The organism is Actinomadura rugatobispora, from assembly GCF_042656285.1.
Classification (GTDB): domain Bacteria; phylum Actinomycetota; class Actinomycetes; order Streptosporangiales; family Streptosporangiaceae; genus Spirillospora; species Spirillospora rugatobispora.
Genome location: NZ_JBHSON010000022.1, coordinates 33,758 through 56,560, shown reverse-complemented (window position 1 = coordinate 56,560; position 22,803 = coordinate 33,758). Strand labels below are relative to the sequence as shown.

The 22,803-nt window shown below is 75.8% G+C and carries 20 protein-coding genes; 18 read left to right on the top strand and 2 right to left on the bottom strand.

Features of this window, described 5'->3' with window-relative positions; translation table 11 throughout:
- Positions 1-16: 16 nt before the first annotated feature.
- On the bottom strand, positions 17-2,779 hold the full coding sequence (locus tag ACFPZN_RS17645; RefSeq protein ID WP_378283075.1) for an AAA family ATPase: 2,763 nt from the start codon (positions 2,777-2,779) through the stop codon (positions 17-19).
- A complete protein-coding gene (locus tag ACFPZN_RS17640; protein WP_378283074.1) occupies positions 2,776-3,441 on the bottom strand; it encodes a TetR/AcrR family transcriptional regulator in 666 nt (221 codons plus the stop codon). The genes ACFPZN_RS17645 and ACFPZN_RS17640 overlap by 4 nt, the downstream gene beginning before the upstream one ends.
- Positions 3,442-3,610: 169 nt before the next feature.
- Here ACFPZN_RS17640 and ACFPZN_RS17635 point away from each other — a divergent pair, with 169 nt between their 5' ends.
- From ACFPZN_RS17635 to cnbZ, 18 genes are all read left to right on the top strand, one after another.
- Positions 3,611-4,018, top strand: coding sequence for an FAS1-like dehydratase domain-containing protein (locus ACFPZN_RS17635; protein ID WP_378283073.1), 408 nt, complete (start codon positions 3,611-3,613; stop codon positions 4,016-4,018).
- On the top strand, positions 4,015-4,437 hold the full coding sequence (locus tag ACFPZN_RS17630; protein WP_378283072.1) for a MaoC/PaaZ C-terminal domain-containing protein: 423 nt from the start codon (positions 4,015-4,017) through the stop codon (positions 4,435-4,437). The genes ACFPZN_RS17635 and ACFPZN_RS17630 overlap by 4 nt, the downstream gene beginning before the upstream one ends.
- Positions 4,434-5,831 (top strand): OB-fold domain-containing protein, encoded by a 1,398-nt coding sequence (locus tag ACFPZN_RS17625; protein ID WP_378283071.1) that lies wholly within the window; start codon positions 4,434-4,436, stop codon positions 5,829-5,831. The genes ACFPZN_RS17630 and ACFPZN_RS17625 overlap by 4 nt, the downstream gene beginning before the upstream one ends.
- Before the next feature lies 1 nt (position 5,832).
- Positions 5,833-7,032 (top strand): acetyl-CoA acetyltransferase, encoded by a 1,200-nt coding sequence (locus ACFPZN_RS17620; protein WP_378283070.1) that lies wholly within the window; start codon positions 5,833-5,835, stop codon positions 7,030-7,032.
- On the top strand, positions 7,029-8,060 hold the full coding sequence (locus ACFPZN_RS17615; protein ID WP_378283069.1) for an LLM class flavin-dependent oxidoreductase: 1,032 nt from the start codon (positions 7,029-7,031) through the stop codon (positions 8,058-8,060). The genes ACFPZN_RS17620 and ACFPZN_RS17615 overlap by 4 nt, the downstream gene beginning before the upstream one ends.
- Positions 8,057-9,517 carry an amidase gene (locus ACFPZN_RS17610; protein ID WP_378283068.1) on the top strand — a complete coding sequence of 487 codons (1,461 nt, stop codon included), beginning with the start codon at positions 8,057-8,059 and terminating at the stop codon, positions 9,515-9,517. Before ACFPZN_RS17615 ends, ACFPZN_RS17610 begins: the two co-directional genes overlap by 4 nt.
- Positions 9,514-10,545: an LLM class flavin-dependent oxidoreductase gene (locus ACFPZN_RS17605; RefSeq protein ID WP_378283067.1), complete on the top strand. Its 1,032-nt coding sequence runs from the start codon at positions 9,514-9,516 to the stop codon at positions 10,543-10,545. The genes ACFPZN_RS17610 and ACFPZN_RS17605 overlap by 4 nt, the downstream gene beginning before the upstream one ends.
- 1 nt (position 10,546) lies before the next feature.
- Positions 10,547-11,983 carry an aldehyde dehydrogenase family protein gene (locus tag ACFPZN_RS17600; protein WP_378283066.1) on the top strand — a complete coding sequence of 479 codons (1,437 nt, stop codon included), beginning with the start codon at positions 10,547-10,549 and terminating at the stop codon, positions 11,981-11,983.
- 68 nt (positions 11,984-12,051) lie between these two features.
- Positions 12,052-13,029 carry an ABC transporter permease gene (locus ACFPZN_RS17595; RefSeq protein WP_378283065.1) on the top strand — a complete coding sequence of 326 codons (978 nt, stop codon included), beginning with the start codon at positions 12,052-12,054 and terminating at the stop codon, positions 13,027-13,029.
- Positions 13,026-13,937, top strand: coding sequence for an ABC transporter permease (locus tag ACFPZN_RS17590; protein WP_378283064.1), 912 nt, complete (start codon positions 13,026-13,028; stop codon positions 13,935-13,937). Before ACFPZN_RS17595 ends, ACFPZN_RS17590 begins: the two co-directional genes overlap by 4 nt.
- Positions 13,934-15,583, top strand: coding sequence for a dipeptide ABC transporter ATP-binding protein (locus tag ACFPZN_RS17585; protein WP_378283063.1), 1,650 nt, complete (start codon positions 13,934-13,936; stop codon positions 15,581-15,583). The genes ACFPZN_RS17590 and ACFPZN_RS17585 overlap by 4 nt, the downstream gene beginning before the upstream one ends.
- Positions 15,584-15,595: 12 nt before the next feature.
- Complete coding sequence (locus ACFPZN_RS17580; RefSeq protein ID WP_378283062.1) at positions 15,596-17,218, top strand: ABC transporter substrate-binding protein; 1,623 nt, start codon at positions 15,596-15,598, stop codon at positions 17,216-17,218.
- A complete protein-coding gene (locus tag ACFPZN_RS17575; RefSeq protein WP_378283061.1) occupies positions 17,206-18,753 on the top strand; it encodes an AMP-binding protein in 1,548 nt (515 codons plus the stop codon). Before ACFPZN_RS17580 ends, ACFPZN_RS17575 begins: the two co-directional genes overlap by 13 nt.
- Positions 18,750-19,532, top strand: a complete 783-nt coding sequence (locus ACFPZN_RS17570; RefSeq protein WP_378283060.1) for an SDR family NAD(P)-dependent oxidoreductase — start codon at positions 18,750-18,752, stop codon at positions 19,530-19,532. Before ACFPZN_RS17575 ends, ACFPZN_RS17570 begins: the two co-directional genes overlap by 4 nt.
- On the top strand, positions 19,529-20,452 hold the full coding sequence (locus tag ACFPZN_RS17565) for an SMP-30/gluconolactonase/LRE family protein (protein WP_378283059.1): 924 nt from the start codon (positions 19,529-19,531) through the stop codon (positions 20,450-20,452). Before ACFPZN_RS17570 ends, ACFPZN_RS17565 begins: the two co-directional genes overlap by 4 nt.
- A 40-nt stretch (positions 20,453-20,492) precedes the next feature.
- Positions 20,493-20,978, top strand: a complete 486-nt coding sequence (locus ACFPZN_RS17560; RefSeq protein ID WP_378283058.1) for a cupin domain-containing protein — start codon at positions 20,493-20,495, stop codon at positions 20,976-20,978.
- The gene (locus tag ACFPZN_RS17555) at positions 20,975-22,042 is read left to right on the top strand and encodes an LLM class flavin-dependent oxidoreductase (RefSeq protein WP_378283057.1); all 1,068 of its coding nucleotides are present in this window, start codon (positions 20,975-20,977) and stop codon (positions 22,040-22,042) included. The genes ACFPZN_RS17560 and ACFPZN_RS17555 overlap by 4 nt, the downstream gene beginning before the upstream one ends.
- Positions 22,039-22,797 carry a 2-amino-5-chloromuconate deaminase CnbZ gene (gene cnbZ, locus ACFPZN_RS17550; protein WP_378283056.1) on the top strand — a complete coding sequence of 253 codons (759 nt, stop codon included), beginning with the start codon at positions 22,039-22,041 and terminating at the stop codon, positions 22,795-22,797. The genes ACFPZN_RS17555 and cnbZ overlap by 4 nt, the downstream gene beginning before the upstream one ends.
- Positions 22,798-22,803: the final 6 nt, after the last annotated feature.

The window sequence follows — 22,803 nt, the reverse complement described above, 5'->3', positions numbered from 1 at the left end:
CCCTACCCGGTAGCGGTCACGCGGCGCCGGTGCGGCCCGTGGGCTCGGCGTCGAGCATCCTCGCCAGCTCGACCCGGCTGCCGCAGCCGGTCCTGCTGTAGAGGCGGGTCAGGTAGGCCTCGACGGTCTTGACGCTCAGCCCCATCGCGGTCGCGATCTGCCGGTTCGGCTTGCCCAGCCGCACGAGTTCGGCGACCTGCCGCTCGGTGGCGGTGAGCCCGCCCGTCTTCTTCCGCGGCTTGGGCACCCGCAGGCCGCGCATGCGCAGCGCCGCGGCCGCGCGGCGGCGCCACGGCAGGGCGCCGAGACGGTGGAACTCGATCGCCGCCTCCCGCAGGTTCTCGGCGGGGTCCACCCCGGCCAGACCCAGGTACAGCCGGGCCCTGGCCTGCAGCGGCGCGAGCCGGTGCGCGTCGGCCAGTTCCAGCCCGGAGCGCAGCGGCGCCGTGTCACCGGTGGCGTGGCCGCGCTCCAGGAGCATGACGGCGCGGGTGTGGTGGTCCAGGGTGGACAGGCCCAGCCGGTCGATCTCGTCCAGCGCCGCGACCACCCCGCCGGGCTCGCCGTGCAGCGCCTCGGCCTCGGCGAGCCGGCACAGGACGCGCAGCAGGACGGTCCCGTGCAGCCCTCCGGCGGCCAGCCGGCGGCGCAGCCGGGACCGGGCCACGTCCGCGTCGCCGCTCAGCATCTCGATGTGCGCCAGCTCGGCGTCCAGCAGCCCGGCGGGCGCGCCGTCGTCCTGCGCCGCGCGCAGCACCTCCCGCGCGGCCGGCCAGGCGCCCCGCGACGACAGGACCGCCGCGTGGTGGAGCCGGAGCTGCTCCACGTAGGCGTTCATGCCGGCGGCGCGGAGCGGCCCCACGGCGGACTCGATCACCGTGACGGCCCTGTCCCAGTCGCCCAGGTGCACCGCGTTGCGGGCCTCCGCGACCACCAGGTCAGGGCGGTGGGCGGTCGCGCCCGTCAGCGCCGGCAGGTCCCGTGCCCGGTCGAGCGCCGCGGCGCACCGGCCCGTGTCGCCGAGCGTGGCGTAGCCGAACGCCAGCGCCGCGTACGCGCTCGCCCGCGCCGCCGGGGCGCCGTCCGCGGCGGCGGCCTCCAGCTCGGCGAGCAGCGTGACGATCTCGTCGCCGCGCGGCTCGACGCAACGCAGGTGCACCAGGTCGGCCAGGACGTGGATCCGCTCGCCGGCCGCGTCCCGGTCCGGCCCGGTCCGCCGCCGCAGGTGCGCGATCGCCTGCTCGGCAAGCGTGTCGGCACGGCCGGTGTCGCCGGTCGCCGCGTGGACGTAGGCGGCCTGCGACGTCAGCCGCGGGCTGCTGCGCTCGTGCAGCAGGGCCTGCTCCCGCGCCACCAGGCGCTTGGCCTCGGCGAGCAGGCCCTGCTTCATGAGCGCGCTGGCGAACAACGCCGCCAGCTTGGTGCGTTCGGTGCCGGGCGCGAGGTCGCCGAGCGCGTCCAGCCCGATCGCCGTCGCGGCACGGGGCTCGCCCGCCCGGATGAGCGCGCGGGCCGTGCGGACGGCCGTCCGGGCGTGCTCGGGGTCGCCCGGCGGGGTGAGCGCGAGCGCCCTGCGGAACCAGGGCAGCGCGCCGGCCGGGTCGTCGGCGCCCGCCCGCTCGCCCTCGGCGAGCAGCGCCGCGACGGCGTCGCGGTCGCCCACCCGCGCGATCTCCAGGAAGAGCCGCGCCACGTCGTGCCGCTGGTCCGGGTACTCCGGACGCGTCCGCAGCAGGTCGATCGCCGCGCGGTGCCAGCGCTCGCGGATCGCGGGACCGGTCTCGGCGCGCAGCGCCTCCCGCAGCACCCGGTGCCGGAAGCGGTACCGGCCGCCGCCGGCGGCCTCCAGGATCCCCTGGTCCACCAGGTCGTCGAAGCGGGCCTCGGCCTCGGCGTCCGCGACCCCCGCCAGCCGCGCGGTCAGCGGCGCGGTCGCGGCCGAGGTCGGGTCCAGGACGGCGAACGCCTGCGCGAACCGCTGTTCGGGCTCGCCCGGAGCGAAGAACCGGGCCAGCAGCGCCTTGCGCCGGGGGACCGAAGGCTCCGGCAGCTCCGGCGGCCCCTCGCCGCCGGGGCCCGCGGCCAGCAGCTCCTCGGTGACGCAGCGGAGCAGCGCCGGATTCCCCGCGGTGCCGGCGACGGCGGCCGCGATGAGCGGCTCCGGCGGCCCGCCCAGCGCGGCGGTGAGGTACTCGGCCACGGCACCGGCCGAGAGCCCCTCGACGGGCGCGATGGTGAGCAGGCCGGCCGCCGACAGGCGGTTGAGCACGGAGGTGATCCCGGTGGGGGAGTACGGCCGGGGCCGCGTCGCCGCCAGCATGCCGAGCGCCGGCCCGTGCGGGCCGCGCAGCGCCTCGCCGATCGCGGCGGCGCTCGCGTCGTCGAGCTGGTGCAGGTCGTCCACGACCAGGACGGCGGGGGCGCCGTCGGCCAGGTCCTGCAGCGCGTCGGCGGCGGCCGGGACCTCGCGGCCGGGCGGCGCCGCGAACGCCCGCCCGGCCTCCCGGAACCCGGCGACCAGCGCGCCCAGCGGGACGGGCCGCAGCAGCGGGTCGCAGCGCACCCGCAGCACGCGCAGGCCGCGCCGGGACGCCAGCGAGCTGGAACGATCCAGCAGGGCGGTCTTGCCGATCCCGGCCTCCCCGACGAGGGCCACGGCACCGCCCGACGACAGGCCGCCCTCCTCCAGCAGGCCGTCCAGCCACGCCAGCTCGGCCGCCCGGCCGACGAACAGGCCGTCCGGCGCGGCCGGCGGGGTCTTCGGTGCCTTCGATGTCATCGGAGGGTGCTCCTCTCGTCCGCCGGGAGCAGGAGGACCGCCATGGCCTGCCCGGCCAGCCGCCTCCGCAGCGCCTCGTCGGACATCGTGGTCCGCGCGCGGATCGCGTTGCGGCACATGCCGACCACCGAGGTCACCGCGAGCCGCGCGGCGGCCTCGGGCAGGTCGGGGCTGGCCTCGCGGAGCAGCGCGAGCATCCGTCCCCGGAACCGCCGGCTCGACGCCAGCACCCCGGCGCGCCCGCCGGTGTCCAGCGCGGGCATCGTGTCCTCGATCAGCAGCGCCAGGTGGCGGTGGCCGACGATGAAGGCGATGTAGGCCTCCACCAGCTCGGCCAGCGCCTCGCCCGGGGCGAGGTCCGGGTCGGTCCCGGCGTCGCCGGTCCGGCGGGCGAGCTGGTCGCAGCCGTCCTCGACGACGCTGGCCAGCAGCGCCCGCTTGGTGGGGAAGTGGCGGTAGACCGCCGGGCCCGTGACGCCCGCGGCCCGGCCGATGTCGTCCACGGTGGTGGCCGCGTAGCCCTTCTCGATGAACAGCCGCGCGGCGTGCCGCATCACCAGCCGGCGCCGGACGCCGTGCCTGCGCGCGGCGCTCTCCGGCACCTCGGCGGCGTCCTCGAACCACGCCCCGGCGGCGGCCCCGGCCGTCCCGGCGTCGGACATCGCGGCCTCCTTGCTCCCGGGAAACGTGAACGTAGCCTAACTCTTCGCCGCGCCGCAACGCTCCGGTCAGCGGAAAGGCCGCCGGCCGCCGGAAAAGCCAAGGGTCTTCCTTACTAGCGGGGGTCCGGACGCAGGGGGTCGAATCGGGGCAGACGAAGGGGTGGTACAGATGTTCGACGTCCTGATCGAGCGGGGGAAGATCCGCGAGTTCGCGCTCGCGACGCGGTCGTCCCACCCGGACTTCACGGGCCCGGCCGCGCTCGCCCCGCCCACGTTCCTGAACGCGGCGAGCCGGATCTGGGCCGACGAGCCGCTCGACATCGCCCGGGACCTCGGCTTCGACCCGGCCCGGACGCTGCACGGCGAGGAGGAGTTCGTCTTCCACGCCGCCCCGCCGCGGGCCGGGGACCGGCTGGGCGTCACCGTCCAGGTGACCGGCCGCGCCGAGAAGACCCGCCGGAACGGGGACCGGATGCGGCTCGCCGTCGTGGTCCGGGAGTTCCGCGACGCGGCGGGACGGCTGGTCGCCGAGCAGCGCAGCACGCTGGTCGAGACGGGCCCGGGGGAGCGGCCGTGAGCCTCGCCACCGGAGCGCCGGAGGCCGGCGCGGCCGGTCCCGAGCGCGTGTTCGGCCCGGTCACCCGCACCGACATCGTCCGGTACGCGGGCGCGTCCGGCGACTTCAACCCGCTGCACCACGACGAGGCCAGGGCCCGCGAGGCCGGGCTGCCCGCCGTGCTCTCGATCGGGATGTACCAGGGCGGCCTGCTCGGCACCTACGTCACCGACTGGCTCGGCACCGCCTTCCTGCACCGGTTCCGGCTGCGGTTCTCCGACCGGGTCTGGCCGGGCGACGTGCTGGCCTGCACCGGCACGGTCACCTCCGCGACGCCGGTGGACGGCGCCGTGCGCGTGGTCGCCGAGCTGCGCTGCGTCCGGCAGACCGGCGACGTCGCGGTGACCGCGGTCGCCGAGTACCTGTGGGGGAGGCCATGACCCGGATCGTCGCGCGCGGCGTCCACCTGCCCCTGCACCGGCTCGAGCGGGCGTCGATCGGTGCGGGACGCGGCACCCGGGCGGTGGCCTCCCACGACGAGGACACCACCTCGATGGCCGTCGCCGCCGCCCGGACGGCGCTGGCCGGTGCGGGCGGGCACCTCCCCGGCACCGTGCTGTTCTCCACGAGCGCGCCCGCCTACGCCGACCGGACCAACGCCACGGCCGTCCTGGCCGCGCTCGGCCTGGACGGCGACGCCGCCGCCTACGACTTCACCGGCTCGGTCCGGTCGGGGATCGGCGCGTTCCGGGCCGCCGCCGACGCGGCGGCCGTCGGGCGCACCACCCTGGCCGTCGCCTCCGACATCCGCACCGGGCTGCCCGGGTCGGCCGAGGAGCGCGACGGCGGCGACGCCGCGGCCGCGCTGGTCTTCGCGCCCGACGGGCCGTGCCTGGCCGAGGTCGTCGCGACCGCCGCCGTGAGCGCGGAGTTCCTGGACCGCTGGCGGACGCCCGGCGAGGCGGCCCCGCACGTGTGGGAGGAGCGCTTCGGCGCCGCCGTGTACGCGCCGCTGGCCGCGCGGGCCCTGGAGCAGGGGCTCAAGGCGGCCGGGCTGGACGGCGGCGACGTCGGCCACCTGCTGGTGACCGGGCCGCACGGCCGCGCCGTCGCCGCCGCCCGCAGGGCCGCGGGCGTCCGTCCGGAGGCGGTCGCCGACGACCGGTCCGGCGCGGTCGGCGTCACCGGGGCCGCGCACCCCTACCTCATGCTGGCCGACGCGGTCGAACGGGCCGCGCCCGGCGACGCGATCGTGCTGCTCGTCCTGGCCGACGGCGCCGACTGCGTGGTGCTGCGCGCCGGGGAGCTCGCGGGCTCGGCCCCGGGGCCGGCGGTCGCCGGCGCGCTGCCCGGCCGCCCGGTCGCGCACCAGGACATGCTCGTCTGGCGGGGGCTGCTGCGCCGCGAGCCGCCCCGCCGCCCCGACCCCGACCGCCCGGCGGCGCCGCCGTCCCACCGCGCCGCGGACTGGAAGTTCGCCTTCACCGCGGGCCGGTGCGAGGACTGCGGCGCCCGGCACCTGCCGCCGCAGCGCGTCTGCCGCCGCTGCCGCGCCGCCGACCGGATGGCGCCCGAGCCGCTCGCCGGCCGCCCCGGGACGATCACCACCTTCACCGTCGACCACCTGGCGTACTCGGTCGCGCCGCCGGTGGTGGTCGCGGTCGTCGACCTCGACGGCGGCGGCCGCCTGCAGTGCGAGCTGACCGACGCCGACGCGGAACGGGTGCGGGTCGGCGACCGGGTGGAGCTGACCTTCCGCCGGCTGCACACGACCGCCGACGGCGTCCACGACTACTTCTGGAAGGCGCGACCCGTTCGCGGAGAGGAGCACTGAGATGGCCTCACGGGGCATCCGGGACCGGGTGGCGATCGTCGGGATGGGCTGCACCCGGTTCGGCGAGCACTGGGACCGCGGCGTGGACGACCTGCTGATCGACGCCGCGCGGGAGGCGCTGGAGTCGGCCGGGATGACGCCGGACGAACCCGACGCGTACTGGCTGGGCACCGTCGGCTCGGGCCGGTCGATGACGCTGTCGCGCGCCCTCAAACTCGACTACCGGCCGGTCTCCCGGCTGGAGAACCTGTGCGCCACCGGCAGCGAGGCGTTCCGCAACGCCTGCTACGCCGTCGCCTCCGGCGCCTACGACGTGGCGATGGCGATCGGCGCGGAGAAGCTCAAGGACTCCGGCTACTCCGGGCTGGTCAGCCCGAAGCCGCCGAACGACGGCACCGAGATCGCGCTCACCGCGCCCTCGATGTTCAGCCTGCTGGTGCCCGCCTACCAGAACCGGTACGGCGTGGACGACGGGCCGATGCGCGACGTCCTGGCGCGGATCGCCTGGAAGAACCACGCCAACGGGGCCCTCAACCCGCGCGCGCAGTTCCGCAAGGAGGTGCCGGTCGAGGTCATCAAGAAGAGCCCCCGCGTGTCCGGCGCGCTCGGCGTCTACGACTGCTCGGGCGTCAGCGACGGCGCCGCGGCGGCGATCATCGTCCGGGCGGAGGACGCCTACCGCTACACCGACCGGCCGCTGTTCGTGAAGGCGCTGTCGTTCGTCGCCGGGCCCTCCACCGGGCCCATGGACGACACCTACGACTACACGACCTTCGACGAGGCCGTCCGGTCCGCCGCCGACGCCTACGCGCAGGCCGGGATCGAGGACCCGGCGGCCGAGCTGGCGCTGGCGGAGGTGCACGACTGCTTCACGCCGACCGAGCTGGTGCTCATGGAGGACTTCGGGTTCTCGCCCCGCGGCCAGGGATGGAAGGACGTGCTCGCCGGCCGGTTCGACCGCACGGGCGAGCTGCCCGTCAACCCCGACGGCGGTCTGAAGAGCTTCGGCCACCCGCTCGGCGCCAGCGGGCTGCGGATGCTGTTCGAGTGCTGGCTGCAGCTGGGCGGCCGGGCGCCGGCCGACCGGCAGGTCCCGACCGTCGCCGAGGGCCGCACGCTCGGCCTCACCCACAACCTCGGGGGCCAGCCCGGCGCGTGCGTCAGCTTCGTGTCGATCGTGGGAAGCGAGCCGTCGTCATGACCCTGCGCTTCGGGCTGTCCTACCTCTTCCGGCACCCGCCGGGCACCTCCGCGTCCGCCGTGTACGGGGCGAAGCTGGAGCAGATCCGGCTCGCCGAATCGCTCGGCCTCGACGACGTCTGGGTGGGCGAGCACCACTTCGTCGACGACGGCTGGCTGCCCTCGCCCCTCACCGCCGCCGCGGCGATCGCGGCGGCCACCGGGCGGATCGGCATCGGGACCAACGCGCTGCTGCCCGCCCTGCACCACCCGATCCGGCTCGCCGAGGACGCGGCCGTCGTCGACGACATCTCCGGCGGCCGGCTGCTGCTGGGCGTCGCGCTCGGCTACCGGGCCCGCGAGTTCGAGGTGCTCGGAATCCCCCACCGGGAACGCGCGGGGCGCCTGGAGGAGGCCGTCGGCATCCTGCGCCGCTGCTGGACCGAGGACCGCTTCACCCACGCCGGGCGCCACTACGCCTTCGCCGACGTCGCCTGCCGTCCCGTGCCGGCACAGCGGCCGATCCCGATCTGGGTCGGCGCGGCCGAGGCGCCGGCCGCGCTGCGCCGGGCCGCCGTCCTGGGCGACGGTTGGCTCAGCGGCGGCGCGCCCCGCCCGGAGGCCCGCGCCCGCTACCTGGAGATCCTCGCCGAGCTGGGCAAGGACGGGCCGAACCCGCCGATCGCCGCGTCCAGCAGGCCCTACATCTTCGTGACGCGCGACCCCGAACGCGACCGGCACGCGCTGCGCTCCGCCGCCGTGGAGCAGACCCGGACGGCCGAGCGCTGGTACGCCGAGGCGGGCCAGGCGCTGCCCGGGGGCCTGAGCGTCGAGCAGCTCACCGACCTGCTGTTCCTGGTGGACACGCCGGAGAACGTCACCGCGGCGATCCTGGAGTCGTACCGGCAGGGCGCCTACACCCACCACATCCACACGCCCAACATCCTCGGTGTGCCCGTCGAGCGCTGCACCGAGTCGGTGGAGCTGTTCGCGACCGAGGTCGTCCCGGCCGTGCGGGCCGGGCTCGCGGCCGAGGCGGTGGCCCCATGACCGCGACCGGAACCGATCCCTGGCTCGACGCCACCGCCCAGGCCGAGCTGGTCCGCGACGGCCGGGTGAGCCCGCGCGAGCTGGTCGAGGCCGCCGTCGAGCGGGTGCGCGCGACGCACGCCGACCTCAACGCCGTGATCCACGAGCGGTTCGACCGGGCGATCGAGGAGGCGTCCGGGCCGCTGCCGGACGGAGCGTTCCGCGGCGTCCCGATCGTGGTGAAGGACCTCTACACGCCCTCGGCCGGGGACCCCGCCCACAACGGCGCCCGGTTCCTGAAGGAGGCCGGGTGGCGCGCCGGCCACGACGGAGCGGTCGTGCGGCGGCTGCGCGCGGCGGGGTTCGTGCTGATCGGCCGGACCAACGTCCCGGAGTTCGGCTCCGGGGCCTCGACCGAACCGCTGGCCTACGGGCCGACCCGCAACCCGTGGGACCCGCGGCGCTCGCCCGGCGGATCGTCCGGCGGGTCGGCCGCGGCGGTGGCCGCGGGGCTGGTACCGGTCGCGCACGCCAACGACGGCGGCGGCTCGCTGCGCATGCCCGCGAGCATGTGCGGGCTCGTCGGCCTGAAGCCGACCCGCGCCCGGATCAGCCAGGCGCCCGCGGGCGCCGCCTGGGGCATCGGCGCGACCGCCGACGGGGTGCTCACCCGGTCGGTCCGGGACACGGCGGCGGTGCTGGACGTGCTGTCGGGCCCCGAGCCGGGCGACCCGTTCGCAGCGCCGGCCCTCGCCCGTCCGCTGGTCCGGGAGGTGGTCGCCGACCCCGGCCCGCTGCGCGTCGGCCTGCTCGACCACCCGCCGGTCGACGGCGTCCCGGCCGACCCGGTGACCGCGCAGGCGGTCAAGGACACCGGGGTCCTCCTCGAAAAGCTGGGCCACCGGGTCTCCTACGACCACCCGCCCGCGCTGGACGCCCCGGACTTCTCCGTGCGGTTCTTCAGCCTCACCGCGGCGTCGCTGGCCGCCGAGATGGCCGGGTGGGGCAGGCGCCTGGGCCGTCCGATCGCCGACGACGAGCTGGAGGTGCCCAACAACGCGCTCGTCCCGCTCGGCCGCGACATGTCGGCCGTGCAGTACGTGGAGACGGTGGAGTGGATGCACGCCTTCCAACGGCGGATGGCCGGCTGGTGGGCCCCGGGCGGGTTCGACGTGCTCGTCACCCCCGTCCTCAACGGCACCCCGCCGCCGCTCGGCTGGTTCGCCGACCCCGCCGAGGGGCGGCTGCGGGTGCGGGAGGTCCACCAGTACACCGCGCAGTTCAACGCGACGGGGCAGCCCGCGCTGTCCCTCCCGCTGTACGAGACGCCCGGCGGGCTGCCGGTCGGCGTGCAGTTCGTCGCGGCCTACGGGCGCGAGGACCTCCTCGTGCGCCTGGCCGCGCAGCTCGAACAGGCGCTTCCCTGGGCCGGGCGCCGTCCTGGCCCCCAGCTTCGACCCACGGAGGACGGGCGATGAGATTCGGCGTGCAGTACCTCTTCAGGAGGCCGGCCGGCGACGAGCGGTCCATGGCGCGGGTGTACGCGCAGGAACTGGAGCAGATCCGGTTCGCCGAGCAGCTCGGGTTCGACGACGTGTGGGTCGGCGAGCACCACTTCGTCGAGGACGGATGGCTGCCCTCCCCGCTGGCCGCCGCGGCGGCGATCGCGGCCGTCACCTCGCGGGTCGAGATCGGGACGAACGCGGCCATCCCCGCCCTGCACCACCCGATCCGGCTCGCCGAGGACTGCGCGGTCGTGGACGCGATCTCCGGCGGACGGCTGCTGCTGGGCGCCGCCCTCGGCTACCGGGCCCGCGAGTTCGACACCCTCGGCGTGCCGCACCGGCAGCGCGCCGGGCGGCTGGAGGAGACCGTCGAGATCCTGCGCCGGTGCTGGACCGAGGAGTCGTTCTCCTTCTCCGGCCGCTACTTCGCCTTCGAGGACGTGCGCTGCCGCCCGCGGCCCGACCGCGCCGCGATCCCGGTGTGGATCGCGGCGGCCGAGGCCGAGCGGTCGCTGCGCCGGGTCGCGCGGATCGGCGACGGCTGGCTGGCCAGCGGCGCCCCGCAGTGGCACGCCCGCAAGACCTACCTGGCCGCCCTGGACGAGCTGGGCAAGCCGGTGGACCGGCCCCCGATCGCCGCGTCCAGCAAGCCGTGGCTGTTCGCCACCCGCGACCCCGAACGCGACCGGGTGTGGCTGCGCCCGCTGGCACGGGCCATGATGGCCACCGCGCAGGCCTGGTACGACGAGGCCGGGCAGCAGTTCCCCGGCGGCTTCACCGGGGAGCAGCTCGCCGACCGGCTGCTGCTCGTCGACACCCCGGAGAACATCGTCGCGGAGATCCGCCGCGCCCACGCCGAGGGCTCCTTCACCCGGCACATCCACCAGCCGATCCTGCTGGGCGCGCCGCCCGACCGGGCCGCCGAGGCGCTGGAGCTGTTCGCCGCCGAGGTGCTGCCGCACGTGCGTTCGCTCGGCGAGCCCGCCGAAGAGGGCGAGTGAGATGACCGCCACCCTCCGGCACGACCGCCTGTTCATCGACGGCGCCTGGACCGGGCCGGGCACCGCCGAGACGATCGAGGTGATCGACTCCACCGACGAGCGGGCCATCGGCGCCGCGCCCGCCGCCACCGCCGCCGACGCCGAGCGCGCCGCACGCGCGGCCCGCGACGCCTTCACCGGCTGGGCCGCCACCACCGGGGAGGAACGCGCCCGGTCCCTGGAGGCCGCGGCCGAGCACCTCACCGGGCGCGCCGCCGAACTGGCCGAGCTCATCACCCGCGAGACCGGGATGCCGCTGGCGCACTCGCGGGCCGTCCAGGTCGAGCTGCCGATCGGCAACCTGCGCGAGGCGGCGCGGCTGGCCCGGGCCGGGGTCGCCGACGAGGAGATCGGCCACTCGCTGGTCGTCCGCGAGCCGGCCGGGGCCGTCGCCTGCGTCACGCCGTGGAACTTCCCGCTCCACCAGAGCATCGCCAAGGTCGCGTTCGCGCTGGCGGCGGGCTGCACCGTCGTGCTGAAACCGAGCGAGGTCGCGCCGCTGGACGCCTTCGTCCTCGCCGAGGCGCTCGACCGCGCCGGGCTCCCGCCGGGCGTGTTCAACCTCGTCACCGGGACCGGGCCCGAGGCGGGCGAGGCGCTGGCCGCCAGTCCCGACATCGACATGGTCTCCTTCACCGGCTCCACGGCCGCCGGGCGCCGCGTCGCGGCCCTCGGCGCCGGGACGGTGAAGCGGATCGCGCTGGAGCTCGGCGGCAAGTCCGCCAACATCCTGCTCGACGACCTGGACGGCGACGCCCTCGACGCGGCCGTGCTGAACGCGGTGCGCCGCGCCTACGGCAACTCCGGCCAGACCTGCGTGGCGCTCACCCGCCTGCTCGTCCCCGCGGCCCGCCTCGCCGAGATCGAGGAGCGGGTGACAGAGGTCGTGCGAGACCTGGTCGTCGGCGACCCGTTCGACGAGCGGACCGACCTCGGGCCGCTGGCCTCGGCCGCGCAGCGGGAGCGCGTCCAGGGCTGGATCCGCACCGGCGCCGGCGAGGGGGCGCGGCTCCTCACCGGCGGCCCCGGCGCGCCCGGCGGCCTCGACCGCGGCTTCTACGTGCGGCCCACCGTGTTCTCCGGCGTGCGGCCCGGGATGCGGATCGCCCAGGAGGAGATCTTCGGCCCGGTGCTGTCCATCCTGGCCTACCGCACCGAGGACGAGGCCGTCGAGATCGCCAACGGGGTCCGGTACGGGCTCTCGGGCGCGGTGTCCTCGGCCGACCCCGGCCGCGCCGAGCGCGTCGCCCGCCGCCTGCGCACCGGGCAGGTCGACGTCAACGGCGCCCCGTTCAACCCCCGCGCGCCGCTCGGCGGCTACAAGGAGTCCGGCATCGGCAGGGAGTACGGCCGGTACGGGTTCGAGGAGTTCCTGGAGATCAAGTCGATCCAGCGCTGATCCGATCGGCGCTGCGCGACGTCGTCGACCATCGGGCCGGGCCGCCGGCCCCGGGAGGGAGGCAGCCGATGCTTCGCTACATCTGCGGCCGCGTCTTGCAGGGAGCGTTCGTCCTGTGGGCGGCGTTCACCCTGTCGTTCTTCGTGCTGTACGCGCTGCCCTCCGACCCCGCCAAGGTCGTCGCGGGGCCCAACACCAACCTGACGCCCGAGCAGCTGGAGGCCGTCCGGCGCCAGTTCGGCTTCGACCGGCCGCTGCTCGTCCAGTACGCCGCCAAGCTCGGCGACGTCCTGCAGGGCGACCTCGGACGCTCGATGCAGAGCCGCCAGTCGGTCGGGAGCCTGCTCGGGGGCCAGCTGCCCGCGACGCTGCAGCTCGCGGCCGTCAGCCTGGCCGCCTCGGTCCTCGTCGGCGGCGCCATCGCGGTGCTGGCCACCTACGTGCGGGGACGCCGGCTCAAAGGGCTGCTGCTGACGCTGCCGCCGGTCGGGGTGGCGCTGCCGCCGTTCTGGGTCGGGCTGCTGCTCCTGCAGCTGTTCGCCTTCCACTGGCCCCTGCTGCCGCCCATCGGGAACAAGGGCTGGGAGAGCCTGGTGCTGCCCGCGGTGACGATGGCCGTACCGACGGGGGCGCTGCTGGCTCAGCTGCTGGCCAGGAGCCTGGAGACCACCCTGCGGGAGGGGTACGTCGCCACGGCCCACGCGAAGGGCGCGAGCAGGGCCCGCATCCATTTCCGGCACGCGCTGCGCAACGCCGCGCTGCCCACGGTGACGATGCTCGGCCTGCTGGTCGGCAACCTGCTCGCCGGAGCCGTCATCGTCGAGACCGTCTTCTCCCGGCAGGGGCTCGGCCGGGTGACGGTGGACGCGGTCACCAACCAGGACCTGCCCGTCGTCCAGGGGCTGGTGATCCTCGGCGCCCTGATCTTCGTGCTGGTGAACCTGGCCGTCGACCTCGTCTACCCGGTGCTGGACCCGAGGGTCGGCCAGGTCGGGCGGCCGGCCCGTCCCAAGATCGCGGCGCGGGTGGAGGTGGCGGCGCGATGAGCGAGCTGGAACTGCGCGAGGCCGGCGACCGGATCGCCACGCCCGCCGCGCCGCCCGAGCCGGTCGGCGCGCCCGCGCGGCGCGGCCGGCACCGCCTTCGGTGGCGGGCCCCGCGGCGGCCCGGGCCGGCGCTGGCGCTGTCGCTGGCCTGGCTGGCGCTGGTGCTGCTGGCCGTGCTGGTCCCGGCCGCGCTGACCTCGGCGGACCCGCTGGCCACCGAACCGGCCGCCAAGCTGTCGGTGCCGTCGGCCGACCACCTGTTCGGCACCGACCAGCTCGGCCGCGACCTGCTCTCGCGGGTCGTGCACGGCGCCGACCCCTCGCTGCGGGCCGCGTTCCTGGCCACCCTGCTCGGCCTGGTGGCCGGGGCGCTGCTCGGGCTGGTCGCCGGGTTCTTCCGCCGGCTGCCCGACACGATCATCATGCGGGCCGTCGACGTCATCCTGTCGATCCCGAACATGCTGGCCTCCCTGGCCCTGATCGCGCTGCTGGGCTCGGGGACCGCCCAGGTCGCCCTCGCCGTCGGCTTCGCCGGCATCGCCAACTGCGCGCGGGTGATGCGCGCCGAGGTGCTGAGGGTCCGGGAGAGCGTGTTCGTCGAGGCCGCGCGGGCCTCCGGGAACACCCTGCGCCGGGTGCTGCTGCGGCACGTCCTGCCCAACTCGATCGGGCCGGTGCTGGCGCTGGGCGCGCTCCAGTTCGGGGTGTCGATCCTGGCGGTGTCGTCGCTGAGCTTCCTCGGCTACGGGGTCCGGCCGCCCGATCCCGAATGGGGCTCGCTGATCTCCTCCGGCCGCGACTCGCTGGCGACCGCGTGGTGGCTGACGACCCTGCCCGGCGTCGTCGTCGTGCTGACCGTCCTGGCCGCCAACCGCGTGGCCCGCGCCCTGGGGGGAGAGGGCCGATGAGCGGCGCCCTGCTGGAGATCGAGAACCTGTCGGTCGACTACCGCCTGGCCGGCGGCTCGATCGTGCACGCCGTCCGGGACGTGTCGCTGAGCGTGGCGCCCGGTGAGACCGTCGCCGTCGTCGGCGAGTCCGGATCGGGCAAGACGACGACCGCGCACGCCGTCGTCGGGTTGCTGCCCGCGGCGTCCCGGATCGCGGGCGGGCACGTCCGGTACGCGGGCGAGGACCTGCTCGGGCTCTCCGCGCGGCGCTCCCGCGCCCTGCGCGGACGGGAAATCGGGCTCGTCCCGCAGGACCCGTCGACCTCGCTGAACCCGGTCAAGCGGATCGGCGACCAGGTCGCCGAAGTGCTGATCGTGCACGGACTGGCAGGGCGGCGGGAGGCGCGGGAGAAGGCCGTGGCGGCACTGGCCGACGCGGGACTGCCCGATCCCGAGGTGCGGGCCATGCAATATCCGCACGAGCTGTCCGGCGGCATGCGGCAGCGGGTCCTGATCGCGATCGCCGTCGTCGCCGAGCCGCGCCTCATCGTCGCCGACGAGCCCACCAGCGCGCTGGACGTGACCGTGCAGCGCAGGATCCTCGACCACATCGCCGAGCTGTCGGAGGCGTCCGGCAGCGGCGTCCTGCTGATCACCCACGATCTGGGCGTCGCCGCCGAGCGGGCCCAGCGCGTGGTGGTGATGTCCGGCGGCCGGGCCGTGGAGGAGGGCGCGGCGCGCGACGTGCTGAGCGACCCGCGGCACGACTACACGCGGCGGCTCATCGCCGCGGCGCCCAGCCTGCGCGTCCGGCCGGCCCGCGTCACCGAGCCGGAGCCCGCCGAGCCCGCCGGACCGGGCGGGCCCGTTGAGGCCGCTCGCGACGACCACGTCGTCGTCGAGGGCCTCGTCAAGCGGTTCCGGGCGCCGCGGGCCGCCGGCGGCGGCGAGATCACCGCGGTCGACGGGGTCGGCTTCGCGATCCCGCGCGGCCGCACGTTCGCGCTGGTCGGCGAGTCCGGATCGGGCAAGACCACGACGGCGCGGATGGTGCTGCGGCTCGCCGACCCCACCGCGGGACGGATCGTCCTGGGCGGCGAGGACGTCACCGCCGCGCGCGGCCGCCGGCTGCGCGCGCTGCGCCGCCGGATGCAGGTCGTCTACCAGAACCCCTACGTCTCGCTGAACCCCCGGCTGACCGTCGGCGGGATCATCACCGACCCGCTGGAGGCGTTCGGGGTGGGCACCCGCCGCGAGCGGCGCGCCCGCGCCGCCGAATTGCTCGACGCGGTGGCCCTCCCCGCCGGCGCGTTCGACCGCAGGCCCGCCGAGCTGTCGGGCGGCCAGCGGCAGCGGGTCGCGATCGCGCGGGCGCTGGCGCTGGAACCGGAGCTGATCGTCTGCGACGAGCCGGTGTCGGCGCTGGACGTCTCCGTCCAGGCCCAGATCCTCGACCTGCTGCGGACGCTGCAGGACGAGCTCGGCCTGACCTACCTGTTCATCTCGCACGATCTCGCGGTGGTCTCGCTCGTCGCCCACCGGGTGGGCGTCATGCGGCGCGGCCGGCTGGTGGAGTCCGGCCCGGCCGGCCGCGTCCTGGACGACCCGCGCGACCCCTACACGCAGGAACTGCTGGCCGCCATCCCAGGCCGGCCGAGGAACTAAAGGAGTCGGGACATGCACACCAGACGCGGGCCCCGGGGCGCGCTCGCCGCCGTTCCGGTGGCGCTGGCGCTCCTGCTCACCGCATGCGGAGGCGGCGGCGCGGAGGAGGGCGGCTCCGGCGACGGCGGGACCCCCAAGCCGGGCGGCAGGCTCCGCCTGGCCCTCACCACGGACCCGATCACGCTCAACCCGCGCGGCAAGACCTCCGGCAACGAGGCCATGTACGTGCTGCGCCAGATGTACGACTCGCTGGTCGAGCAGAACCCCGACACCGGCGCGTTCGAGCCCTGGCTGGCCGAGTCCTGGAAGATCAGCAAGGACGCGCGGACGTTCACCTTCACGCTGCGGCAGGGCGTCACCTTCTCCGACGGCAGCCCCCTCACCGCCCAGGTCGCCAAGGACAACTTCGACGACATCCTGGCCAACTCCGCCCAGGAGAGCCCGCAGATCGTCACCGCGTTCGCCGCCTACAAGGGCTCCAGGGCGGTGGACGCGCGCACCGTCGAGGTCACCTTCACGACGCCGAACGCGCCGTTCCTGGCGGGGGCGTCCTCGCCCCAGTTCGCGATGATCTCTCCGGCGGCGCTGAAGCGGAAGTTCGAGGAGCGCGGCGACCAGGTCGCCGGGACCGGGCCGTTCGTCCTGAAGTCGTACCGCAAGAACGCCGGCGTGCTGCTGGCCAAGCGGCCCGGGTACGCGTGGGCGCCCAGGAGCCGCGCGCACGCGGGCGACGCCTACCTCGACGAGGTCGAGTTCCCGGTCATCCCCGAGGCCGGGGTCCGCACCGGCAGCCTGGCCACCGAGGACGTCGACGCCATGGCCGGGCTGCTGCCCGCCGACGTGAAGACGGTGCGGCGCGGCGGCGCCCGGATCGTGTCGCGGCCCAAGCCGGGCACCGTGTACGGGCTGATGCCGCTGGTCAACGTCCCCCCGCTGGACGACGTGGCGGTGCGGCGCGCACTGGCCCACGGGATCGACGGCAAGGAGGTCGTCGACACCGTCCTCAGCCCCGAGTTCAAGCCCGCGACCGGCGCGGTCACCTCCACCACCCCCGGCTACACCGACCTGCGCGGCACCTTCGCCTTCGACCCGCGCAAGGCCGAGGCCGCGCTGGACGCGGCCGGGTGGCGCAGGGGCGCCGACGGGATCCGCGCCAAGGACGGCAAGCGGCTGAGCCTGCCCGTCGGCTGGTTCACCCAGTTCAGCGGCAGCCAGCAGGCCCTCGAACTGATCAAGGCGCAGCTCGCGAAGATCGGGGTCGAGATCACGCTGGTGAAGAAGACGCCGGCGGAGATCGTCGCGGGGCTGGCCGCGTCCGAGTTCGGCTTCTTCTGGTACAACATCGCCGGCGCGGACGGCGACGTCCTCCGGCAGGTCTACACCGACGCCCCGCCGAACTACCTGCACCGCGACGACCCGCGGCTCCAGGAGCTGCTGGGCAGGCAGGCGGCGATCCAGGATCCGGCCGAGCGCGCCAAGGTGCTCGCCGACATCCAGCGGCACATCCACGACCAGGCGCTGGTGCTGCCCGTCTTCGAGGAGACCACGCTGATCGCGACCGCGCCGTCGGTGCACGGCCTGCGGCTCGACGCGGGCGCGATGCTCGGCTCGCTGTACGGCGCGTGGCTGTCCTGATGGCCCGCCCCTTCGAGGACGTCGCGGGGCTCGTCGACACGCTCGCGGCGGCGGAGCCGGACCGGACGGTCCTGGTGTGGGCGCCGTTCGACGGCCCGTCCCGGAGCTGGACGGCCCGCGCGCTCGCCGACGAGACCCGCCGCTGCGCGGCCGGGCTGGCGGATCGGGGCGTGCGGGCCGGGGACCGGGTCGGGATCCATCTCGGCAACCGCCCCGAGTTCGTCGTCGCGTGGCTGGCCTGCGCCCGGCTGGGGGCGGCGGCGGTCACCAGCAACACGCGGCTGCCCGCCCACGAGCTGCGGTACGTGCTCGCCGACAGCGCGCCGGCGGCGGTCATCACCCAGCCGGAGCACGCCGGGACGGTCGTGCGGGCGGCGCCGCGGGGCGGGGTGCTGGTCACGACCGGCGGGGGAGGGCCGCGCGGGGCGGTCCCGTTCGAGGAGCTGCTGAGCGGCCCGCCGCTGCCGCCCGGGGAGCCGGTCGACCCGACGACCCCGTGCGGCGTCCAGTACACCTCCGGCACGACGTCGCGGCCCAAGGGCGTGGTGTGGACGCACGCCAACGCGCTGTGGGCGGCGACGTCGGGCGCGCGGGTCCTCGGGCTCGGGCCGGACGACGTTCAGATGGTCTACCTGCCGCTGTTCCACACCAACGCGCTGGCGCTGTCGTTCCTGCCGGCGCTGGCGGCGGGCGCGACGACCGTGCTGCTGCCGCGCTTCTCGGCGAGCCGTTTCTGGGACGCCGCGCGCGAGCACGGCTGCACCACCGCCAGCATGACCGGCTTCGCGCTGCGCGCCCTGGCCGCGCGCCCGGACCCGGCCGGCGGCCACCGGTTCCGGCTCTGGGCGGCGGGCGCCGGAGACCAGCCCCTGGTCGCCGAGCGCTGGGGGATCCGGCTGATCGGCTGGTACGGGTCGACCGAGACGGTCGCGGTGTGCCTGGCGGGCGACCCGGACCGCCCGGGGCCGCCGGGGTCGATGGGCAGGCCCGTGCCGGGCTACGAGGTCGCCGTCCGCCGCCCGGACGGCACCGCCGCCGGGCCTGGCGAGAGCGGGCGCCTGTGGGTGCGGGGCGCGCGGGGCGTCACCACGTTCCTGGAGTACCTGGACGATCCCCTGGCCACGGCCGCCGCCTTCGACGCGGACGGCTGGTACGACACCGGCGACGAGGCAGCCGCGGACGCCGCCGGATGGTTCTTCTTCCGCGGGCGCGCCAAGGACATGCTCAAGGTCGGCGGCGAGAACGTCGCGGCCGTCGAGATCGAGACCGTCGTGGCGGGCGTGGACGGCGTCGCCGAGTGCGCCGTCGTCGCCGGCCCCGACCCGATGCTCGACGAGGTCCCGGTCGCGTTCGTCGTCGCCTCCGGCCGGGTCCCGGACCTGGCCGGGCGGATCCGGCTGGCCTGCGATCGCGCGCTGGCCGACTTCAAGCGCCCGCGCGAGATCCACCTGGTGGACGCGCTGCCCAAGGGCACGCTCGGCAAGGTCCTCAAGAACGAGCTGCGGGCACGGCTGAGAAAGGAGCCGGCACGATGACCGGAGAGCACGTGGGCAGGACGGCGCTGGTGACGGGCGCGGGCGGCGGCATCGGCCGGGCGGTGGCGCTGCGGCTGGCCGCCGAGGGCGCCGCGGTCGCGATCGTCGACGTGGACGGCGCCGCGGCCGAGAAGACGCGCGCCGAGGTGGCCGAAGCGGGCGGCACCGCCGCCGCGTACACCGCCGACGTGTCCGTTGACGCCGACTGCGCGCGCGGCGTGGCCGCGGCGGCCGACCGGTTCGGGGGCATCGACGTGCTGGTGAACAACGCCGCGATCCTGACCCCGGGCGGCTCGGTGGCCGACCTGCCCGAGGAGGACTGGGATCGGGTGCTGGCCGTCTCGCTCAAGAGCGTGTATCTGATGAGCCGCCACACGATCCCGCACCTGCGGCGCCGCGGCGGCGGCGCCATCGTCAACCTGGCCTCGGTGCACGCGTTCGCCACCGTCCCCGGGGCCGCGGCCTACGCGGCGGCCAAGGGCGGCGTCGTGGCGCTGACCCGGCAGATGGCGCTGGACCTGGCGGCCGACGGCGTCCGCGTCGTCGCCGTCGCGCCCGGCGCGGTCGACACCGCCATGCTGCGCGAGGGCGGCACCGTGACCGACGCGGACTTGGAGCGGGCCGGGTTCCCGCTGGACCGCCGCCGGGCCGGCCGGGTCGGCGGGCCGGAGGAGATCGCCGCCGTGGTGGCGTTCGCGGCCTCGGAGCGGGCCTCGTTCGTCACCGGCACGACGATCACCGCCGACGGCGGCCTCCTGGCGAACTTGGTGCAGCGGTGAGCGGGGGCGCGGAGGTGAAGTACGCGGGCCCGGAGACGCTGACCGTCGTGACCGGCGGCCACTCCTTCCTCGAAGGACCGCGCTGGCACGACGGAGCGCTGTACGTGTCCGACTTCTACACGCACCGGGTCTTGAGGATCGCGCTCGGGGCCACCGGCTCCGCCGGGCCCGTCGAGACGGTCGCCGAGATCGAGGGCAGGCCGTCCGGGCTCGGCTGGGACGCCGAGGGCCGCCTGCTGGTCGTCTCGATGCTGGACCGCACGCTCTACCGGGTGTCCGGCGGCGTCCCGGAGCCCGTCGCGGACCTGGGCGCGCTCGCGACCGGCCCCTGCAACGACATGCTGGTGGACGGGCAGGGCCGCGCCTACGTGGGCAACTTCGGCGGCGACGGCGAGGCGGACTCGCCCCTGGTCGACGCCGTCCTGGCCCGGGTGGACCCCGACGGGACTGTCACCGCCGCCGCCGACGGGCTGCGCTTCCCCAACGGCGTCGCGCTGACCCCCGGCGGCACGCTGCTGGTGGCCGAGACCTACGGGGCCAGGATCACCGCCTTCGACGTCGCGCCCGACGGTGCGCTGACGGGCCGCCGCGTCTGGGCGGACCTGTCCCGGGACGGCCTGGCGGCCACGGCCCGCGGCATGATCGCGACCGGGGCGGTCCTGCCGGACGGCATCGCGCTGGACTCCGAGGGCGCCCTGTGGGTGGCCGACGCGGCCGGTTCGGGCGCGGTCCGGGTCCGCGAGGGCGGCGAGATTACCGAGCGGGTCGGCACCGGCGACCTCACCGCGTTCTCGGTGGCGCTGGGCGGGCCGGACGGCCGCACGCTGTTCCTGTGCGCCTCGCCGCGCCTGTTCGAGACCGACTACCCGAACGACCACCGGTCGGCGGTGCTGTCCCGCCGGGTCGACGTGCCCGCATGAGAACGATGACCGATGAACCGATGAACCGAGGAGGACGGCCATGGCGCAGGCGCGGATCGTCAGGGGCGGCGAGGGGCGGGCCTACGGCGACGCCCCCTGGCTGTTCAAGGCGACCGGAGACGACACCGGCGGCCGGTTCGACTTCATGGTCGGCGAGGTGGCCTACCTGTCGGGGCCGTCGCTGCACACCCACGACGAGCAGCACGACACCTTCTACGTCCTGGACGGGGTGCTGACCGTGCAGGCCGGGGAGGAGGTCTTCGAGCTGCGGCCCGGCGACTTCGTCACGTTCCCGCCGGGCGTCCCGCACACCTTCGACAACGTCCGCGAGGACCAGGGCCCGGTCCGGGCGATCAACGTCATGACGCCGGGCGGGCTGCACGAGTTCTTCGCCGCGGCCGCCGATCCCGCGCTCGGGGAGGCGGACCTGGCGGAGACGGCCCGGCGGTTCGGCACCAGGGCCGGCCCGACGCTCGGCGTCCGGCTCGGCCTCGCCGAGGATCCGACCACGGGGGGAGCCCGATGAAGTTCATCACGCTGCCGCACCTGTCCGGCGAGCGCAAGCCGCCCAACGAGCGGCTGGTGGAGCAGGTGGACAACGCCGTGCTCGCCGAGGAGTTCGGGTTCGACGGCTACGGCATCGGGGAGCGGCACGAGCGGCCGTTCGAGGAGTCCTCGCCGCCGGTGCTGCTGAGCAACATCGCGGCCCGCACGTCCGACATCAGGCTGTTCACCACGGTGGCCACGCTGAGCCTGCACGACCCGGTCCGCGCCTACGAGGACTACGCGACGCTCGACCACCTGGCCGGCGGCCGCCTCGAACTGATCATCGGGAAGGGGAACGGCACCGTCCAGGAGAGCCTGTTCGGCGTCCCCGCCGACCAGGTGCGCGACCGGCACCGGGAGAACTACGAGCTGTTCCGGCGGCTGTGGCGGGAGGACCGGGTGACGTGGGAGGGCCGGTTCCGGCCCCCGCTGCGGGACGCCGAGGTGCTGCCGCGCCCCCTGCGGCCGGTGCGGATCTGGCACGGCAGCGCGACCAGCACCGAATCGGTCGAGCTGGCGGCCCGCTTCGGCGACCCGCTGTTCGCCTCCAACGGCGGGCGCCCGATCGAGCCGTTCGCCGAGCTGATCCGGCACTACCGGGAGCGGTGGGAGTTCCACGGCCACGATCCCGCCGACGCCCTGGTCGGCGCCGGGACGGCCGGGTACTACGGGGCCCGGAACAGCCAGGACGCGATCGAGCGGTACCGCCCGGTGTTCGAGTCCCGGCTGGCCGTCAACAACGAGTACGGGCACTTCCTGACCTTCACCTCCTTCGAGGACTTCGTCGAGCGGAGCTCCGCGCTGATCGGCAGCCCGCAGCAGATCATTGAGAAGGTGCACCGCTACCACGAGGCCTTCGGGCACGAGGTCCTGCACATCCATGTCGACGGCGACGTCCTGGACCGCAAGGAGTACTTCGAGACGCTGGAGCTGTTCCAGAGCGAGATCGCGCCGGTGCTGCGCAGGGAGCTGCCGAGCCGGCCGTTCCCTCCGCTGCCAGGACCGGCCTGGCCGGAGACGTTCTTCTCGGAGGCGCGCCGATGACGGCCCGGACGGAGAACCCCGCGGGCGGCTACGCCTACGTGCCCGGGCTCAGCTTCGCGAGCCAGGGGGTCGCGGCGCTGCCGGGATTCACGATCGTGCGCGCCGTCCTGCCACGGCCGCTGCCGCTGGCCGCCGGGTTCGCGGCCGTCGAGCGGCGGCTCGCGGACGAGGGCCGCCCGCCGGCCGCGCTGTGCGGCCTGGAACTGCGGATGCCCGGCGCCCTGACGCGGCAGGGCTTCGTCGACTTCAACGCCGCCTACGTCGGCCGGCTGGACGCATGGGGCCTGCTCCGGGACGGGGTGCCGCCGCTGGCCAGGACGAACGTCATCCCCGTCGGCGACCCGCCGCCCGAGCCCGCGGTGCACGCCTTCTCCTACACCGTCCCCGGCGGCGGGCCGGGCGGGACCTACGTGGTGTCCGGGGTCGCCGAGGTGCCGCTGGGGTCGGACTTCCCCACGGGGATCGTGCGGCCGGGCGAGCGCGACGCGGACGCGCTCGGGGAGAAGGCGACCGTGATCATCGGTGAGATCCGGCGCTGCCTGGACGCCCTGGGCGTCCGGTGGGAGCCGTCGGACCCGGTGACCCTGTACTCGCCGCACGCGGTCGCGGCGGAGGTGGCGCACGAGCGGCTCGCCGCGGTGGCCGGGGTGCGGCCGCGGTCCGGCGTCGCGTGGCAGCGCACCTGGCCGCCGGTGACCGGGCTGGAACTGGAACTGGACGTCCGGCGCGTCGGCGCCGACCTCTACCTTCCTTGACTTTTC

What these genes read in the sequence shown, in the direction of transcription:
- cnbZ (WP_378283056.1), top strand. Translation starts at nt 22,039, where the DNA reads ATGACGGCCCGGACGGAGAACCCCGCGGGCGGCTACGCCTACGTGCCC.
- ACFPZN_RS17600 (WP_378283066.1), top strand. Translation starts at nt 10,547, where the DNA reads ATGACCGCCACCCTCCGGCACGACCGCCTGTTCATCGACGGCGCCTGG.
- ACFPZN_RS17595 (WP_378283065.1), top strand. Translation starts at nt 12,052, where the DNA reads ATGCTTCGCTACATCTGCGGCCGCGTCTTGCAGGGAGCGTTCGTCCTG.
- ACFPZN_RS17620 (WP_378283070.1), top strand. Translation starts at nt 5,833, where the DNA reads ATGGCCTCACGGGGCATCCGGGACCGGGTGGCGATCGTCGGGATGGGC.
- ACFPZN_RS17640 (WP_378283074.1), bottom strand. Translation starts at nt 3,441, where the DNA reads ATGTCCGACGCCGGGACGGCCGGGGCCGCCGCCGGGGCGTGGTTCGAG.
- ACFPZN_RS17625 (WP_378283071.1), top strand. Translation starts at nt 4,434, where the DNA reads ATGACCCGGATCGTCGCGCGCGGCGTCCACCTGCCCCTGCACCGGCTC.
- ACFPZN_RS17610 (WP_378283068.1), top strand. Translation starts at nt 8,057, where the DNA reads ATGACCGCGACCGGAACCGATCCCTGGCTCGACGCCACCGCCCAGGCC.
- ACFPZN_RS17585 (WP_378283063.1), top strand. Translation starts at nt 13,934, where the DNA reads ATGAGCGGCGCCCTGCTGGAGATCGAGAACCTGTCGGTCGACTACCGC.
- ACFPZN_RS17570 (WP_378283060.1), top strand. Translation starts at nt 18,750, where the DNA reads ATGACCGGAGAGCACGTGGGCAGGACGGCGCTGGTGACGGGCGCGGGC.
- ACFPZN_RS17580 (WP_378283062.1), top strand. Translation starts at nt 15,596, where the DNA reads ATGCACACCAGACGCGGGCCCCGGGGCGCGCTCGCCGCCGTTCCGGTG.
- ACFPZN_RS17590 (WP_378283064.1), top strand. Translation starts at nt 13,026, where the DNA reads ATGAGCGAGCTGGAACTGCGCGAGGCCGGCGACCGGATCGCCACGCCC.
- ACFPZN_RS17605 (WP_378283067.1), top strand. Translation starts at nt 9,514, where the DNA reads ATGAGATTCGGCGTGCAGTACCTCTTCAGGAGGCCGGCCGGCGACGAG.
- ACFPZN_RS17635 (WP_378283073.1), top strand. Translation starts at nt 3,611, where the DNA reads ATGTTCGACGTCCTGATCGAGCGGGGGAAGATCCGCGAGTTCGCGCTC.
- ACFPZN_RS17555 (WP_378283057.1), top strand. Translation starts at nt 20,975, where the DNA reads ATGAAGTTCATCACGCTGCCGCACCTGTCCGGCGAGCGCAAGCCGCCC.
- ACFPZN_RS17560 (WP_378283058.1), top strand. Translation starts at nt 20,493, where the DNA reads ATGGCGCAGGCGCGGATCGTCAGGGGCGGCGAGGGGCGGGCCTACGGC.
- ACFPZN_RS17615 (WP_378283069.1), top strand. Translation starts at nt 7,029, where the DNA reads ATGACCCTGCGCTTCGGGCTGTCCTACCTCTTCCGGCACCCGCCGGGC.
- ACFPZN_RS17645 (WP_378283075.1), bottom strand. Translation starts at nt 2,779, where the DNA reads ATGACATCGAAGGCACCGAAGACCCCGCCGGCCGCGCCGGACGGCCTG.